The sequence below is a fragment of the Nonomuraea sp. ZG12 genome, assembly GCF_052068115.1.
GTDB lineage: Bacteria > Actinomycetota > Actinomycetes > Streptosporangiales > Streptosporangiaceae > Nonomuraea.
In genome coordinates, this window is record NZ_JBQHCW010000003.1 from 400598 (window position 1) to 416014 (window position 15417).

The following is a 15417-nucleotide window of genomic DNA, read 5'->3' on the forward strand; positions in this document are numbered from 1 at the left end:
GTCACAGCGCGGCGGCGGCGTCGTCCAGTTTCACGGTGCCGCCCTGCTCGTACGCCTCGGCGAACGCCCGCTCGCCGAGGGCGTCGCGGGCCGCGCTCGTGATGCGGTCCAGGTCCTCCTGCTCCGAGGGGCCCGCGGGGGTCTGGTTGAGGTCGCGGGCGGCCGCCGCGAGGCCGAGGAGACGGGCGGCTCTGTCGTACGATCCCTCGGCCGCGAGCGCGCTGGCCGCCCCTTCCACGGCGAACGCCGAGGTCCGTGGGTCGCCGATCCGCTGTGAGGCGTCGAGCGCCTCCCGGTGCAGCTCCAGGGCCGCCGCCGGGTCGCCGCGGTGCTCGGTGAGCAGGCCCAGCTCGACGAGGGTGCTCGGCACGTGCAGGGCGGGCTCGACGCCGGGGCCGCGCGGCACCCCGTCGAGCAGGTGGCGCAGGTGCTTGTCCGCCAGCTCCAGCTCGCCCGCCCGGCGGGCCGAGAAGGCGACGCCCATCTCGCACATGATCTGACCTTCCCGGTAGCCCTGGTCGACGGACAGCCGCAGCGCGCTGCCGCACAGCTCCAGGGCCTGGTCGTAGTCCCCGGCCTGCATGGCGACCCAGCCCAGCCAGAACGTGCGCCGGGCGGCGTCCGCCCAGAGGCCGAGCTCCTGCGCCATGCGCAGGCCCTGCGCGAACAGCTCCTTGGCGCGGTCGAGGTCGCCGACCGTCTCGGCCAGTCCGGCCAGCCACTCGGTGGCCTGCAGCAGGCCCCAGCGGTCGCCCAGCTCCCTGAACAGCCGGGCGCTCTCCTCGCAGTCGCGCTCCAGGGCGGCCAGGTCGCGGCGGGTGAAGTGGTCCTTGGCCTGCAGGCTGAGCGCGGCGGCGATGCCCCACCGGTCGCCGGTGGCCCGGAAGGTGACCAGTGCCCTGTCCAGCAGCTCCAGGCACAGCGGCAGGTCATGCACGCTCATCGCGAGGAACAGCACCGCCCTGGCCCGCCGGCCGGGGTCGGCGATCCGGTCCGGCAGCGACTCCCAGCCGGCCTGTTCCCCCAGCAGCAGCGCGAACCCGGCGTGCCAGGCGGCCGCCCTCGCCCTGGCATCGCCGCCGTCCCCGTCGCCGGCGGGCCCCGCGTCACGCCGCTCACCGGCGTCGCCTGCGGCGGTCAGCGCGGCTTCCAGCGCCCGTCTCGCCTCGGCCAGGCGGCCGCGGAGGAACCAGTGCCACGCCATCGCGTTCACCAGTCGCAGCGCCAGGTCGGCCGCTCCCTGGTCCACGGCGGTGTCCAGGGCGGCCCGGAGGTTCGCGGACTCGGCGTCCAGCCGTCGCAGCCACTCCCGCTGCTCGTGGCCGTACAGGTGGGGCTCGGCCTCCTCGGCGAGGCCGGTGTAGTAGGCGGCGTGCGCGAGCCGTACGGCGTCGAGCTCGCCGGCGTCGGCGAGCTTGGTCACGCAGTAGTCCGCCACCGATTCCAGCAGCCGGTAGCGGACGCCCGCCGCGCCGTCGACCACGACCACGAGCGACCGATCGACCAGCCGGGCCAGCACATCGAGAACGTCCAGCCCGGCGACCCCGGGCCCGGACTCGGCGGCACCGGAGCCGCAGACGGCCTCGGCCGCCTCCAGGGTGCAGCCGTCGGAGTGCACCGCCAGGCGCCGGAGGGCCACGCGTTCCGGCTCCGTCAGCAGTTCCCAGCTCCAGTCGATCACCGCCATGAGCGTCTGCTGCCGCTGCGGCGCGCCGCGCTGCCCCGAGGCCAGCAGCCGGAACCGGTCGTCGAGCCGGGCCACCACGCCCTGCACGCCGAGCACCCGTACGCGGGTCGCCGCCAGCTCCAGCGCCAGCGGGATGCCGTCGAGCCGCCTGCACAGCTGCGCGATGGCCGGGGCGTTGGCCGCGTCGAGCGCGAACCCGCGTGCCGAGGCGGCGGCCCGCGTCACGAACAACCGCACGGCGTCCGAACCGGCCATGATCGCCAGGTCGGTGCTGCCGGGGACGCCGAGCGGCGGCACCGCCCACAACGTCTCGCCGTCGATCGACAGCGGCTCCCTGCTCGTCGCCAGGATCCGCAGCTCCGGGGCGGCCCGCAGCAGCAGCTCGGCCAGCTGCGCGGCCTGCTCGACCACATGCTCGCAGTTGTCCAGCACCAACAGCATGTGCCTGGCGCGCAGCGCGTCGGCCAGCAGGTCGGTGGACGAGGCCGCGCCGGTGTCCTGCCTGATCTGCAGCGCCGCCATGACGACCTCGGCCAGCGACGTCGTGCGCCGGTCGACGGGGGCCAGCTCCACCAGCCACGCGCCGTCGGGGAAGTCGTCCACCAGGCGGCTCGCGAGCTCCAGGGCGAGCCGGGTCTTGCCCACGCCGCCGGTGCCGGTGAGCGTGACCAGCCGCTCGGACTGGACGAGGGAGCGTACCTCCGCCAGGGCCTCACCCCGTCCGATGAGCTTGCTGAGCGAGGCGGGCAGGTTGGTCGCGGGGCGTTCGGCGGGCAGGCTCAGCGCCGGGTCCTGGCCGAGTATCGCCTGGTGCAGCGCCACCAGCTCGGGTCCTGGGTCCAGGCCGAGCTCCTCGGCCAGCCGGTCGCGCAGTTCCGCGTAGGCGGCGAGCGCCTCGCTCTGCCGTCCCGCCCGGTACAGGGCGCGCAGGTGCGCGGCGCGCAGCCGCTCCCTGAGGGGGTGCCGGGCCACCAGATCGCCCAGCTCGCCCACCAGCAGGCCGTGCTCGCCGAGCTCCAGCCGCGCCTCGGCCTGCAGCTCCAGGGCGGTCAGCCGCTGTTCCTCCAGCCGGAGGATCGCGCCCCGGGTGTGCTCCTCGTCGGCGAAGTCGGCGTACGCGGGCCCGCGCCACAGCGCGAGCGCGTCGGCGAGCAGTCCCGCCCGGGTGCCGGGGCCGCCGGCCGCCTCGGCGCGCGCGAGCAGCTCGGCGAAGCGGGTGGCGTCGACGTCGGCGGCCCGGAGCAGGTAGCCGGGGGGCTTGGAGACGACCAGGTTCTTGCCGCCCGGCTCGGCGTCCTCCAGCGCCTTGCGCAGTTGGGAGACGCGGACTTGGAGCGCGCCGGTGGGGTTGCCGGGCGGGTCGTCGCCCCACAGGTCGTCGATCAGCCGGTCGGCGGAGACGGGATGGCCGTCGTGCACCAGGAGGTCGGCGAGGAGCGCGCGTACCTTCGTACCGGGGATCGTGACGGCCTCACCGGCGTCCGTCCACACGGCCAGCGGCCCAAGCACCCCAAAACGCATACTCGTACCCTATGGGCGAGAGCGGGGCGTAAGCGGCTCCCCGGCCCCTAGGGGTGGGCGTCCGGTGGGGCTTTTCTGGCGGATCCTCGGTAGAGGTCCGGGTCGTAGCGGCGTTCGCTGGAGGCCAGTTTGGCCTCGGCAGCCTCGATGAGGTCCACGCCGAGGACGTCCGCGAGCCGTACCAGATAGTTGGTCACGTCGCCGAGCTCGGCGGCGATCCTGGCGAGCGTCTGCGGGTCGGGGGCGCGGGACTCCTCGGCGGTGAGCCACTGGAACTCCGCCACCAGCTCCCCGACCTCGCCCGCGAGCGCCATCGCCAGATTCTTGGGCGTGTGGAACCGCTCCCACTCCCGGACCTCGGCGAACTCCTGCAACCGTGCGGCGAGCCGCTCCAACTCCGTCACGGAAGACGACACTACCCACACGACACGCTCACAGGTCCGCGTCGTGGACGAGGATGGCGGCCTGGACGCGGTTGGTCAGGCCGAGCTTGGCCAGCACGCGGCTCAGGTGCGCCTTCACCGTCGCCTCCGAGAGTCGTAGCTCGCGGGCGATTTCGGCGTTGGACAGGCCGCGGGCCACGGCCCTGATCACGTCCTCCTCCCTGCCGGTGAGGGAGGCGAGCCGGTCGCGTGCCGCCTCGGCCCGGGAGGGCGCGCGGCCGACGAAGGCGTCGATGATCCGCTTGGTCACTGCGGGCGAGAGCATCGCCTGGCCCGCCGCGACCGTGCGCACGGCGGTGGCGAGGTCGCGCGGCGGGGTGTCCTTGAGCAGGAAGCCCACCGCGCCGAGCCGGAGCGCCTCGTGGACGTACTCGTCGAGGTCGAAGGTGGTCAGCATGACCAGCTTGGGCGGGTCCGGCGCGGCGAGGATGCGGGCGGCGGCCGTCAGCCCGTCGGTGCCGGGCATCCGTACGTCCATGAGGACGACGTGCGGTTTGAGCCGGAGGACGGCCGTGGCGGCCTCGGCTCCGTCGCGGGCCTCGCCGACGACCACGATGTCATCGGATGCCTCCAATATCATCCTAAGTCCGGATCTGACCAGGGCCTCGTCGTCGACCACGAGCACCCGGATCACGCGGCGGCCTCCGCCGGGATGGTGGCGAGCACGCCGAACCCGCCGTCCGCACGCGGCCCCGCCTGCAGCGTGCCGCCCAGCAGCTCCACCCGCTCACGCAGCCCTGCCAGCCCCCACCCGGAGCCGGGCAACGACCCGGCGGCGGCCGGCGCCCCGCCCCCGGCCGACGGACCGGCGCCCCGCCGTGACACGTCAGCGCCGGGAGACGGCAGGTCAGCGCCGCGCGGCGGCAGGTTGTGGATCTCCACCTGGAGCTCACCCGCCAGGAAGCGGAGGTGGACGTCGGTGCGGGCGTCGGCGGCGTGCTTGTGGACGTTGGTGAGCGCCTCCTGTACGACGCGGTAGGCGGTCCGCTCCACCGTCGCGCCGAGCGGGCGGGCCTGGCCGTGGTCGTGCCGGACGACGGAGATCCCGAGCGAGCGGGTCTGGTCCAGCAGCCGGTCGAGGTCGCCGAGCGTGGGCTGCGGGCTCAGCGGCACGGGCTGGTGCGGGGAGCGGAGCACGCCGAGGATCTCGCGCAAGTTGGTCAGGGCCTCTCTGCCGATGTCGCCGATCATGGCCGCGGTGCCGGCCGCCTCCTCGTCGCGGGATCTCACTTCGAGGGCGCCGGCGTGCAGGACCATGAGGGAGACCCGGTGCGCGACGACGTCGTGCATCTCCCTGGCTATCCGGGCCCGCTCCTGGGTGCGGGCCTGCTCGGCGCGCATCACCTGCTCGCGCTCCAGACGGTCGGCGCGCTCCCTGGCCGCCGCGAGCACCTCGCGTTTGGTACGGATCCAGAGCCCGAACACCAGCGGCAGGCCCACCGTGCCCGCCGCCATGAGGGTGGCGTTGGCGGGCGTGGCGGTCACCGTCTCCCGGATCCCGCCGGTCAGCCGGCCCACCACCACCGACGCCGTCATGGTGAGCGCCGCCACGACCAGGTAGGCGACCAGGTCCCGGGTCCTGCGCCAGGACGTACCGACGTAGTAGGAGGCGACGACGAGCGGCGGCCACATCACCAGCGACGGGTAGACGACGGCGGCGACGAGGGCGAGCGGCCACCACGAGCGCCCGGCCTGCCAGGCGGCCACGCCGGCCGCCGCCGCGGCGACCGGCACGAGCGCGGCCGGAGGTGCGGGCGTGAAGCCCTGGCCTCCGGTGACCGCCATCAGGCAGGTCACGAACACCAGCGCGCCGAGCGCCGCCGGCACACTGCTCCGCATCCGTTCCCTCCACCGCACGACGTCAGGGTACGGCGCGGTGGGCGGGCCCGGCTTGGGCCGATCGGCTACGGGGAGGGGCGACGAAAGGAGTATGTTGCCGGAGGTCGAAGGAGGTGGTCGTCATCGAGCGCACGGTGATCGACGGGCGGATCGCGGACGGGGCCGAGGTGGCTCTCGCCCTCAAGGCGCGTTACGGGCATTTCACGGCGATGCAGCTGCGGGGCGGCCGGGTGCGGGGGCTGGGCCGCCATCTCGACCGGCTCGGCTCGGCCACGCGGGAGCTGTTCGGCCAGGAGCTTGACCGGGATCTCGTCGTGGACTCGATCAGGGCGCTGGAGGTCGTGGACGCCGGCGTGCGGGTGTACGTGTGCGAGGCGGACGGGCTGTGCGTGCTGGTGGGCTCCGGTGAGCCGGTGCGTCTGGCGGCCACGCCGAAGGGGCTGCGGTCGGTGCGCTACCAGCGTTTCCTGCCGCACATCAAGCACACCGGCGGCTTCCCCCAGGCCTATCTGCGGGCCCAGGTGCGGGCGGAGGGCTTCGACGAGGCACTGCTCACCGGGGACGACGGGGTGATCTCCGAAGGGGCGATCACCAACCTGGGCTGTTTCGACGGCGAGCGGGTGATCTGGCCGGACGCGCCGATGCTGCGCGGCATCACGATGCAGCTCATGGAGGCCGAGCTGGGCCGGGCCGGGGTGCCGTGCGAGCACCGGGTGCTGCGGGCGGGCGACCTGCCGGCGTTCGGCGCGGTGTTCCTGACGAACTCGTGGGGCGTGATGGCCGTGGACCGGGTGGACGACGTCGCGCTGAAGGTGGACGAAGGGCTCATGGCCCGGCTGACGGACCTCTACGACGCGACGCCCTGGGACGCCATCTGAGGTGACGCCTCGGCCGGGATGGCCCGGCCGGGGTCGAGCCGGTTGAGCAGGAAGGCCAGCGTCGCGCCGTACACCACGTGGCCGGCGGCCATCACGCCCTTCCGGCCGGGGTCGTCGCGCTCCAGGGGCGGCAGCGCGCTCAGCCGGGGCGCCCAGCCCGCGTAGCTGACGACCCAGATCAGCAGCGCGTAACCGACGCCGAGCGGCATCCGGCCGCGCCGCCTCCTGCACAGCAGGCCGAAGACGGCGCCCGAGGCGGCGCCGAAGGCGAGGTGCGCGACCGCGCCCAGCACGCCCTCGCCCTTCTTGCGCCGCCGCTCGCTGCCGGGCAGCAGGCCGCGGACGATGTGCTTGGGCGGCTGGCCGTGCATGAGCCCCGCCTTCTCCCCCGTGACCATGACCGTGCTCATCGCCGCGGTGGCGAGCGTGCCGCTGACGGCTCCGTTGACGAGTTCGCGCATCATGCCGTGCGGCTGCCCGACTCCCCAGGCGCGAAACGGTCGCCGGGCCGGAACCCGATGAAATTACCCTGAAACGCTCGCCCTGGAACGCTACGCGGGCAGCGCCGCGGTGCTCTCGCGGACGATGAGCTCGGTGGCGAGCTCCACGCGACGCGCCTCGGGGGTGTCGCCCCGGCGCATGGCCAGCACCGTCCGGGTGGCCAGCGCCGCCATCTCTTGTAAGGGCTGACGGACCGTGGTCAGGGGCGGCCAGGCGGACTTCGACAGGGGCAGGTCGTCGAAGCCGACCACGCTGAGGTCCTCGGGCACCCGCAGCCCACGCTGCCGCGCCGCCTCGAAGACGCCGAACGCCTGCAGGTCACTGCCCGCGAAGATCGCCGTGGGCGGGTCGTCGAGGGAGAGCAGCGCGTGACCGTGGTCGTGGCCGGAGTCGACCAGGAAGGTGCCGCGGCGGATGAGCTCCGGCGAGGCGGGCACGCCGGCCGTCTCCAGGGCCGCGCGGTAGCCGTCTATCCGGGCCTGGCTGCACAGCATGTCGGCGGGACCGCTGATCATGCCGATCCGGCGGTGGCCGAGCTCCAGCAGGTGGCGGGTGGCGGCCAGGCCGCCGTTCCAGTTGGTGGCGCCGACGGAGACGACACCCGGCGCGGGCTCACCGTCGGGGTCGACCACCACGAACGGCAGCGTACGGGCGCTGAGCTGGTCCTGGACCCCGAGCGACAGGCGGGAGGCGACGATCACCACGCCGTCCGTCCTGCGCCCGGCGAGCCGTTCGAGCCAGTCGCGGCCCGGCCCGGCGTGGGTGTGCAGAACGGAGATCACCACGCTCGCCCCGGCCTCGTGGGCGGCCATCTCGGCGCCGCGCACGATCTCCATGGCCCAGGGGGACTCCATCTCGGTGAAGACCACGTCGACGAGGCCCGCGCGGGTCTCGTCCTGGCTGATGCGCCGCTGGTATCCGTGCTTGTGCAGCAGCCGCTCGACGCGGTGCCTGGTCGCCGGAGCCACTTCGGGCCTGCCGTTGATGACCTTGGACACCGTGGGGATCGACACCCCGGCCTCTTCGGCTATCAGAGCGATCGTCACCCGCCTTTTCGCAGACATGATCCGAAGTTTAGCCGAAAGTTTCGGGATCACGATGCAAGGGGTCCATGATCAGGGTCAGGACGACTATTGACGAATATCACACCAATATTTATGCTCCGGACACAACGAAATTATCGGGGGGTTCACGAAACTTTCGCCAGCCGGGGAGGAACCCCTATGAAACGAACTTTCGCCTTGATCGCGGCCGCCGCACTCGTGGCGGGCTGCGGAGGCGGACAGGCCGCCGCACCCGAGGCCGACGCCAGCGGCGGAGCACCACAGAAGGTCACCCTGGAGTGGTGGCACCTGTCGACCGCCGATCCCCTCAAGACCGTCTACGAGACCAGGGCCAAGGAGTTCCAGGCCAAGTACCCGAATGTCACCATCAAGATGACGGTGCTGGAGAACGAGGCCTACAAGTCCAAGGTCACCACGCTCACCCAGTCCGGCAAGGCCCCCGACCTGTTCGCCACCTGGGGTGGCGGCGTGCTCAAGCAGCAGATCGACGCCGGGCTGGTCAAGGACGTCTCCGCCGACGTCGCCCCCGTCCTCGACACCTTCACCAAGGCGTCGCTCACCGCCTACCAGTTCGACGGCAAGACGTACGCCCTGCCGGTGGACATCGGCATGGTCGGCTTCTGGTACAACAAGAAGCTCTTCGAGCAGGCGGGCATCACCGAGCCGCCGGCCACCTGGTCGGCCTACCTCGACGCCGTCAAGAAGCTCAAGGCCGCCGGGATCACCCCGATCGCGCTCGCGGGCAAGGAGAAGTGGCCCGGCCACTACTACTGGGCCTACCTCGCCATGCGCATCGCCGGGCTGCCGGCGCTCCAGCAGGCCGGGGTCGACCACGACTTCACCAAACCGGAGTTCGTCCAGGCGGGACAGCAGCTCAAGGCGCTGGTGGACCTCCAGCCGTTCCAGAAGGGCTTCCTGGGCGCCAGCTACTCCACCCCCGACGGGCAGGCCGCCACCGTCTCCAACAGCAAGGCCGCGATGGAGCTGATGGGCCAGTGGGCGCCCAACGTGCAGAACGACAACGGCAAGGGGCTCGGTGACGACCTCGGCTTCTTCCCCTTCCCCGCGGTCGAGGGCGGCAAGGGCACGATCACCGAGGCGTTCGGCGGAGGCGGCGGCATGGCCGTCGGCGCCGACGCGCCCCCCGAGGCCCTCGAACTGCTGAAGTTCCTGACCGAGACCGGCAACCACACCAAGGCCGTCGAGGCGAACGCGGTGCTGCCGGTGCTCAAGGGCGAGGAGAGCGCGGTCAAGGATCCCAACCTCAAGGTGGTGGCCGAGTCCCTGGCCGGCGCCACCGGCTTCCAGCTCTACCTCGACCAGGCGTACCCGCCGGCCGTCGGAGCGGAGGTCAACGACAGCGTGGCCGAGCTCTTCGCGGGCACCAAGACCCCCGAGCAGGTCGCGGCGGACATCACCGAAGTGGCCAAGAGCGAATGACGACCGTCACCCGTAGGCCGGAAGCGGCGACGCTTCCGGCCCACGCCCGCCCCACCCGGAAGAGGGGGCGCGGCCTACTGACGATCATCCTGTTCGTGCTGCCCGCCCTGGTGCTGTTCCTGCTGCTGGTGGTGGCCCCCATCCTGGTGGCGGTCTACGCCAGCGGCTTCAAGTGGAACGGCTTCGGCGGGCTGCCCACCGACTTCATCGGCTTCGACAACTTCACCCGGCTGCTCCAGTCCGAGATCTTCCTCACCGACCTGTGGCACCTGCTCGTCCTGGTCGTGCTCTGCGTGGTGGTCCAGCTGCCGTTCGCGCTGGGCATCGCCATGCTGCTCAACCAGCGGATCCGCGGACGCTCCATCTACCGGATGATCTTCTTCGCGCCGTACGTGCTGTCCGAGGTCATCACCGCCGTGCTGTTCTCGCTCATCCTGTCGCCCACCTCCGGGCTGGCGAACGAGATCATCGGCATCGTCGGGCTGGAGTCGGAGTGGCTGTCCGATCCCGACACCGTGCTGCTGTCGCTGTTCCTGGTGCTGACGTGGAAGTACTTCGGCTTCCACATGATGATCTACCTCGCCGGGCGGCAGAACATCCCGAACGAGCTGATCGAGGCCGCCAAGATCGACGGCGCCGCGGGCTGGAAGGTGTTCCGGTACGTCACGCTGCCGCTGCTCGGGCCGACGATCCGGATCAGCGTGTTCCTCTCGGTCATCTACACCATCCAGCTGTTCGACCTGGTCTGGATCCTCACCGAGGGCGGCCCGGCGCACGCCTCCGAGACGCTCGCGGTCACCATGTTCGACGTCGGCTTCGACCGCGCCCAGGTGGGTTACGCCAGCGCGATCAGCGTCGTGATGTTCGTGCTCAGCTTCGTCTTCGCCCTGGGATACCAGCGGTTCGTGATGCGCCGTGACCTTGAGGGCGCGACCACCGCGATGGGAGACAACCGTTGAAGCGCACCACACTCCCCCTGCACGCGATCGCCTGGGTCGTCGGCGCGTTCATCCTCGTCCCGATCGTGTACGCGCTGCTCGGCGGCTTCAAGAGCACCGACCAGCTCTCGGTCAACCCGTTCGGCCCGCCCAGCCCGTGGAACACCGGCAACTACACCGAGGTGCTGGCCGAGGGGTCGTTCTGGCGGCAGCTGTGGAACAGCACGTTCATCGCCGTGCTCACCACCTTCGTCACGGTGGCGCTGTCGGCGATGGCGGCGTTCGTCTTCGCCAGGTTCGCCTTCCGGGGCAGGGAGCTGCTGTTCACCCTCTTCACCGCCGGGCTGATGTTCCCGTTCGCGGTGGCCATCCTGCCGATCTTCGTCATGCTGCGCACCCTGAACCTGCTGGACAACCCCTGGGGCGTGATCCTCGTGCAGGCCGCCTTCGGGCTGCCGCTGACGATCATCATCCTGCGCGGGTTCTTCCGCAGCATCCCGGGCGAGATCGAGGAGGCGGCCACGCTCGACGGCTGCGGCCCCTTCGCCTTCTTCTGGCGCATCCTGCTGCCGATGGCCCGCCCCGCGCTGGCCACCGTCTCGGTCCTGGCGATCGTCGGCAGCTGGAACAACTTCATGCTCCCGCTGGTGGTCTTCAGCGAAGAGCTGAGCTGGACGCTGCCGCTGGGCATCCAGCAGTTCCAGGGCCAGTACAGCTCCGACACCTCCCGAATCCTCGCCTACCTGGTGCTGGCCATGGTGCCCGCGCTGGGCTTCTACGCCATCGCCGAGCGCCACCTCATCGGTGGCCTCACCGCGGGCGCTACGAAAGGATGACCATGCTGCATGTCTCCGGAGCGCGGCTCCTCGCCGGCGATCAGCCTGTACGGCTACGCGGGGTCGGGCTGGGCGGGTGGATGAACCTGGAGAACTTCATCACCGGTCATCCGGCCAACGAGTCCGCCATGCGCGCCGCCGTACGAGAGGTTCTGGGCGAGGAGCGGGCCGCGCTCTTCTTCGACCGGCTGCTCGCCTCCTTCTTCACCGACCAGGACGCGGCGCTGCTGGCCGGGCTGGGGATGAACTGCGTCCGCATCCCGATCAACTACCGGCACTTCGAGTCCGACGACCGGCCCTTCGAGGTCATCGAGCAGGGCTTCCACCACCTTGACCGGGTCATCGACCTGCTCGGCGCGCACGGCATCTACAGCGTCGTCGACCTGCACGCGCTGCCCGGCTCGCAGAACCAGCACTGGCACTCCGACAATCCCACCCACATCGCCGCCTTCTGGCAGCACCGGCACTTCCAGGACCGGGCCGTGCACCTGTGGGAGGCCATCGCCGACCACTACCGCGACCACCCCTGGGTGGCCGGCTACAACCCGGTCAACGAGCCTGGCGACCCCAGCGGCAAGGTCATCGGGCCGTTCTACGACCGTCTGGTGAAGGCGGTGCGCGCGGCCGACCCGAGGCATGTGCTCTTCCTCGACGGCAACACCTACTCCACCGATTTCTCCATTTTCCGGGAGATGTACGAGAACACCGTCTTCGTCTGCCATGACTACGCGCTGGCCGGGTTCGCCCACGGGGGCGGATATCCCGGCTTCACCCGTGGGAAGTGGTGCGACAGGAACGAGCTGGAGCGCACCTTCGACAAACGGTCGCGATTCCAGCGGGAGACGGGCACGCCGCTGTGGGTGGGCGAGTTCGGGCCCGTCTACACCGGCCATCCGGAGCCGGACAAGGAGCGCTACCAGATCCTGCGGGACCAGCTCGACATCTACGACGCCCATGACGCCGGATGGTCGCTGTGGACGTACAAGGATGTCGGCTTGCAGGGGCTGGTGCACGCGAGCGGGCCGTACCTGGAGCGGTTCGGCGCCTTCATCGACAAGAAGCGGCGGCTGGGCGCGGACCGGTGGGGCTCCACCATGGAGGAGGCGGGCGACCGGCTCAGCCCGCTGCACACACTGGTGGAGACGGAGTTCCCCGGCTGGAACCCCTACCCGTGGGGCGCCCGCTACCAGACCGACGACCTGATCAGGCACATCCTCATCGCCCAGGCGCTGCTGCCGGAGTACGCCGAGCTGTTCCGCGGGCTCGACGACAGTGAGCTGCTGGCGCTGGCGGACTCGTTCGCCCTGGAGGGGTGCGTGCGCCGGCAACCACTGCTCGACCTGCTCGCCGACAACCTCGGCGGGGCGTCAGGGGGTCCAGGCGACTGACACGAGGGTCGGCACGGCGCCCTGCCTGCAGGCGGCCTGGACGAGCACCGGCGAGGTCAGCGGAGCGGGCAGGTCCAGCTCCAGCGCGTTGCCGGTCGTGGACCGGGTCGGCATGGGCAGGACGCCGTCCTGCACGCTCATGATCCGCACCACGGTGGGCGCCGCGGTGCACAGGGCCTCGCGGGCGGCGTGCCGCAACCGCCTGGCCTCGCCTCCGGCCCGGCGCAGGGCCCGCCGCATCAGCGCGCGGTCCCTGGCCGTGGCCGGCCTGCCGGTGCTGAGGTCGGCCCGGCTGCCGAGCCGGACGGTCAGCCGGCCGCCCGAGCCGAAGACGCCGAGCGGGACGGGGTTGACCACGAACAGGCCGCTGCGCATGGTACGGACGCCGCGCCGGTTGAGGTTGGCCAGGCCGCCGGAGCTGACCAAGGACAGCAGCTCGCAGCGGGCGGCGTCCAGCTCCTCGCCCTGCCGGGCCCCCTTCGGCTCCGGAACCTCCTCGAACGCCACGCTGTCGATGCGCAGGCCGGCCGTGCCGCCCTCCATGACCGAGCCCGCCACGGCCTCGCGCACCTCCGGCGAGACGTCACGGCCCTCGGCGACGTCCAGGATCTCCACGCACACCAGGCCGTCCTCGGGCACCTCCTCCGGCATCAGGTCGAAGACCGCCTGGCCGCTCTTGATGCCGGGACCGCCCTTCAGCAGCACGCACTGCCGCAGCCGCCCCTGCGCCCGGACCTGGATCAGCCGCTGCGGCAGGCGGGCCGCCTGGGCCCGGCCGTCCAGGTGCCAGCCGGGGAAGGAGGTCTCGTCCAGCGCCAGCGCCACCTTGACCCGCAACCACCGCCCCCTGGTCGCGACCTTGAACCCGACCAGCCCCGAACGCTCGAACCGGCCCAGGATCTGCTTGCCCCGATGGAACTGGTCGGCCACCTGCAGCGCCGCCGCCTGCCCGCCGAACACCTCGATCGGCGGCGACAGCGGCACGATGACCTCGTCGAGCTCGGTGGCGGGGCCGGTCAGGAGAGTCGTGGTCATGATGCGCCCCTCGATGCGGTGAGGGCCTCGGCGAGCCCTGCTGGATCATGGAAGTCGAACCTGCTGAGCACGGGGTCACGCCGCTCCCACATGCGGCGCACCGCGCGGTGCAGCGGGTCACCGTCCCGCTCCACGTGCCGCATGCTGACCGACAGCGCGCGCAGATACTCCTCCCCCTCGCCCAGCTCCCAGTGCGGCAGCAGCGGCGAGGACACGTCGGCGCCGCTACGCCGCAGCCACAGCCACAGCCGGGCCCGCTCGCGCTGCTCGGGCGCCAGCAGGGACTCGCCCTTGGTGTGCCTGGCGACCGCCTCGGCGAGCAGCCGCCAGTAGTCGGCCCGCGTCTCCGCCACATGCGACAGGCCGCAGCCGCTCCACTCCGACCAGCAGGCCTGGATCACCGGGATGCCGAAGGCGGGCAGCTCGCAGGCCACCCGGCCGCGTACCGTGACGCCCACGTCGGTCATGCTCCACAGCATGTTCTTCGACAGCGCCCGCCTGGGCATGAAGGCCAGGTGCGGGCGGCGGGAGTGGCGTTCGGCGAGGGCGGCGAAGTGGCCGGTCGAGTCGTGGCGGTCCTGCTCGGGGTGGTCGAGGAAGAGCCAGTTCACGGCGTCCTCGGCCGCCGCGAACTCGGCGGTCTCCTCGCACCATTCCGCGAAGTCGTCGAATGTCTCCCGGTTCATGCCGACGGCGTCGGAGACGGCGTGCTGGAAGACGGTGATGGTCGGGCGGTCCGGGTCGAGGCCGAGCCTGTCGCAACCGTGCCCCCGGAGCTGACGCCGCTCGGTCTCGGTCCGCAGCTCGAAGGAGTTCACGCTGCCGCCCCGCCACCAGCTCCCCCGATCGCCCTTCACCCGCCAGGCCACCAGCTCCGCGCCCGGCCTGATGAGGTCCCGGTGCGGCCAGACGCACTCGTCGAAGTAGCGGGCCAGGCGACCGGTCAGCACCTCGCGGAAGCCGCCCGCCCCAGGCGTCCCGGCGGCCGCGGACGTACCGAGGTCCGCGTGAGTGCCTGGGTCCGCTTGGGGGAAGAGTGCGTACGCTCCCAGCGACCCGGTGCTCTGCGTGTGCACGACCGGTACGTCCCTGCGCATGGCCGTTTCGACCGCCAGTCCCCACTGGTCGTAGTCGACCTGACCGGTGACGAGGGCGACGGGCGACAGCTCGGCGAACAGCCGGTCGTAGACGGCCGACAGCGCCCTGGCGCGCCCGCGCCTCGCGTGGTGCCGCTCGTCCTCGGTCTCGGGCAGCCTGGGCATCCGGCTCAGCCGGAGCAGCGTCGCCCTCTCCAGCGCCTCCAGCGCCGCCGAGCCGATCCCGTCGGCAGGACTGTCCCCCTCGTCGGCGAGCCGCCGGTCCACGAGGTCGTGCACGTCGATGATCTCGGCCGCGCCGAACGCCTCGGCCAGCCGGCGCACCCGCTCGACGTCGAACCGCTCCCACAGCACCCCGCTCAGCTCCCGGTCGGTGCCGGTGAGCACGACCAGCCTCGCGGAGGTCACGTCGCAGATCGCGTTGGCGAGCAGAAGGTTGCGCACGACGAGCCGGACGTCCTGCTGCATGGCCTCGACCACCACACAGGCTCCCGGCCGGTGGTGACGTTTGCCCCAGTAGGCGCTCGCCGCGGAGAGCAGACGCTCGAACTGCTCCCCGCCCCCGACAGAACTCATCAGATACCTCCGAGGAGACCCCCGCCTTCAGGCGGGAGAGGAATCGAACCCCTGCGGAACAGAGCAGGGGCAGGAGATTCGCCGCCAGGCGGAATCGCCGTGTCCGAAAGTGGAGCTGCGCCTGCGGGGCGGTCCACGCCCGGGACGCGAACGCGGCCAGGAACGTGCTCTCCG

The 15417-nt window shown here is 71.8% G+C and carries 13 protein-coding genes; 5 read left to right on the forward strand and 8 right to left on the reverse strand.

Annotation, left to right across the window (positions count from 1 at the left end):
- Nucleotide 1 precedes the first annotated feature (1 nt).
- From ACTMTF_RS13760 to ACTMTF_RS13775, 4 genes are read right to left on the reverse strand one after another with little or no spacing between them, the layout of a single operon-like run.
- Nucleotides 2-3208 carry a BTAD domain-containing putative transcriptional regulator gene (locus tag ACTMTF_RS13760; protein ID WP_441110935.1) on the reverse strand — a complete coding sequence of 1069 codons (3207 nt, stop codon included), beginning with the start codon at nt 3206-3208 and terminating at the stop codon, nt 2-4.
- Between the two features lie 47 nt (nt 3209-3255).
- Nucleotides 3256-3612, reverse strand: coding sequence for a nucleotide pyrophosphohydrolase (locus ACTMTF_RS13765; RefSeq protein ID WP_397010507.1), 357 nt, complete (start codon nt 3610-3612; stop codon nt 3256-3258).
- A 28-nt stretch (nt 3613-3640) separates the two neighbouring features.
- Nucleotides 3641-4285, reverse strand: coding sequence for a response regulator (locus tag ACTMTF_RS13770; protein WP_397010509.1), 645 nt, complete (start codon nt 4283-4285; stop codon nt 3641-3643).
- Nucleotides 4282-5490, reverse strand: a complete 1209-nt coding sequence (locus tag ACTMTF_RS13775; RefSeq protein WP_441110936.1) for a sensor histidine kinase — start codon at nt 5488-5490, stop codon at nt 4282-4284. Before ACTMTF_RS13775 ends, ACTMTF_RS13770 begins: the two co-directional genes overlap by 4 nt.
- A 113-nt stretch (nt 5491-5603) precedes the next feature.
- Here ACTMTF_RS13775 and ACTMTF_RS13780 point away from each other — a divergent pair, with 113 nt between their 5' ends.
- Nucleotides 5604-6368 carry an aminotransferase class IV gene (locus ACTMTF_RS13780; protein ID WP_441110937.1) on the forward strand — a complete coding sequence of 255 codons (765 nt, stop codon included), beginning with the start codon at nt 5604-5606 and terminating at the stop codon, nt 6366-6368.
- Here the strand turns inward: ACTMTF_RS13780 and ACTMTF_RS13785 are convergent.
- Together ACTMTF_RS13785 and ACTMTF_RS13790 are read right to left on the reverse strand one after the other, a co-directional pair.
- Entirely contained in the window at nt 6338-6832 is a 495-nt protein-coding gene (locus tag ACTMTF_RS13785; RefSeq protein WP_441110938.1) for a DUF6789 family protein, read from the reverse strand. The two genes, ACTMTF_RS13780 and ACTMTF_RS13785, sit on opposite strands and share 31 nt — an antisense overlap.
- 87 nt (nt 6833-6919) lie before the next feature.
- Nucleotides 6920-7933 carry a LacI family DNA-binding transcriptional regulator gene (locus tag ACTMTF_RS13790; RefSeq protein WP_441110939.1) on the reverse strand — a complete coding sequence of 338 codons (1014 nt, stop codon included), beginning with the start codon at nt 7931-7933 and terminating at the stop codon, nt 6920-6922.
- A gap of 159 nt (nt 7934-8092) precedes the next feature.
- Here ACTMTF_RS13790 and ACTMTF_RS13795 point away from each other — a divergent pair, with 159 nt between their 5' ends.
- The 4 genes from ACTMTF_RS13795 to ACTMTF_RS13810 are packed head-to-tail and all read left to right on the forward strand — an operon-like array spanning nt 8093 to nt 12535.
- On the forward strand, nt 8093-9373 hold the full coding sequence (locus tag ACTMTF_RS13795) for an extracellular solute-binding protein (RefSeq protein ID WP_397010519.1): 1281 nt from the start codon (nt 8093-8095) through the stop codon (nt 9371-9373).
- Nucleotides 9370-10332 carry a carbohydrate ABC transporter permease gene (locus tag ACTMTF_RS13800; protein WP_397010521.1) on the forward strand — a complete coding sequence of 321 codons (963 nt, stop codon included), beginning with the start codon at nt 9370-9372 and terminating at the stop codon, nt 10330-10332. Before ACTMTF_RS13795 ends, ACTMTF_RS13800 begins: the two co-directional genes overlap by 4 nt.
- On the forward strand, nt 10329-11147 hold the full coding sequence (locus ACTMTF_RS13805) for a carbohydrate ABC transporter permease (RefSeq protein ID WP_441110940.1): 819 nt from the start codon (nt 10329-10331) through the stop codon (nt 11145-11147). The genes ACTMTF_RS13800 and ACTMTF_RS13805 overlap by 4 nt, the downstream gene beginning before the upstream one ends.
- Nucleotides 11148-11149: 2 nt before the next feature.
- Nucleotides 11150-12535, forward strand: coding sequence for a glycoside hydrolase family 5 protein (locus tag ACTMTF_RS13810; protein WP_441110941.1), 1386 nt, complete (start codon nt 11150-11152; stop codon nt 12533-12535).
- On the opposite strand, the gene ACTMTF_RS13815 is transcribed toward ACTMTF_RS13810, so the two are convergent.
- Nucleotides 12515-13570 (reverse strand): hypothetical protein, encoded by a 1056-nt coding sequence (locus ACTMTF_RS13815; RefSeq protein ID WP_441110942.1) that lies wholly within the window; start codon nt 13568-13570, stop codon nt 12515-12517. The genes ACTMTF_RS13810 and ACTMTF_RS13815 overlap by 21 nt on opposite strands.
- The gene (locus ACTMTF_RS13820) at nt 13567-15243 is read right to left on the reverse strand and encodes a hypothetical protein (protein WP_441110943.1); all 1677 of its coding nucleotides are present in this window, start codon (nt 15241-15243) and stop codon (nt 13567-13569) included. The genes ACTMTF_RS13815 and ACTMTF_RS13820 overlap by 4 nt, the downstream gene beginning before the upstream one ends.
- Between the last annotated feature and the right edge of the window lie 174 nt (nt 15244-15417).

What these genes read in the sequence shown, in the direction of transcription:
- ACTMTF_RS13820 (WP_441110943.1), bottom strand. Translation starts at nt 15,243, where the DNA reads ATGAGTTCTGTCGGGGGCGGGGAGCAGTTCGAGCGTCTGCTCTCCGCG.
- ACTMTF_RS13815 (WP_441110942.1), bottom strand. Translation starts at nt 13,570, where the DNA reads ATGACCACGACTCTCCTGACCGGCCCCGCCACCGAGCTCGACGAGGTC.
- ACTMTF_RS13800 (WP_397010521.1), top strand. Translation starts at nt 9,370, where the DNA reads ATGACGACCGTCACCCGTAGGCCGGAAGCGGCGACGCTTCCGGCCCAC.
- ACTMTF_RS13810 (WP_441110941.1), top strand. Translation starts at nt 11,150, where the DNA reads ATGCTGCATGTCTCCGGAGCGCGGCTCCTCGCCGGCGATCAGCCTGTA.
- ACTMTF_RS13790 (WP_441110939.1), bottom strand. Translation starts at nt 7,933, where the DNA reads ATGTCTGCGAAAAGGCGGGTGACGATCGCTCTGATAGCCGAAGAGGCC.
- ACTMTF_RS13775 (WP_441110936.1), bottom strand. Translation starts at nt 5,490, where the DNA reads ATGCGGAGCAGTGTGCCGGCGGCGCTCGGCGCGCTGGTGTTCGTGACC.
- ACTMTF_RS13785 (WP_441110938.1), bottom strand. Translation starts at nt 6,832, where the DNA reads ATGATGCGCGAACTCGTCAACGGAGCCGTCAGCGGCACGCTCGCCACC.
- ACTMTF_RS13760 (WP_441110935.1), bottom strand. Translation starts at nt 3,208, where the DNA reads ATGCGTTTTGGGGTGCTTGGGCCGCTGGCCGTGTGGACGGACGCCGGT.
- ACTMTF_RS13795 (WP_397010519.1), top strand. Translation starts at nt 8,093, where the DNA reads ATGAAACGAACTTTCGCCTTGATCGCGGCCGCCGCACTCGTGGCGGGC.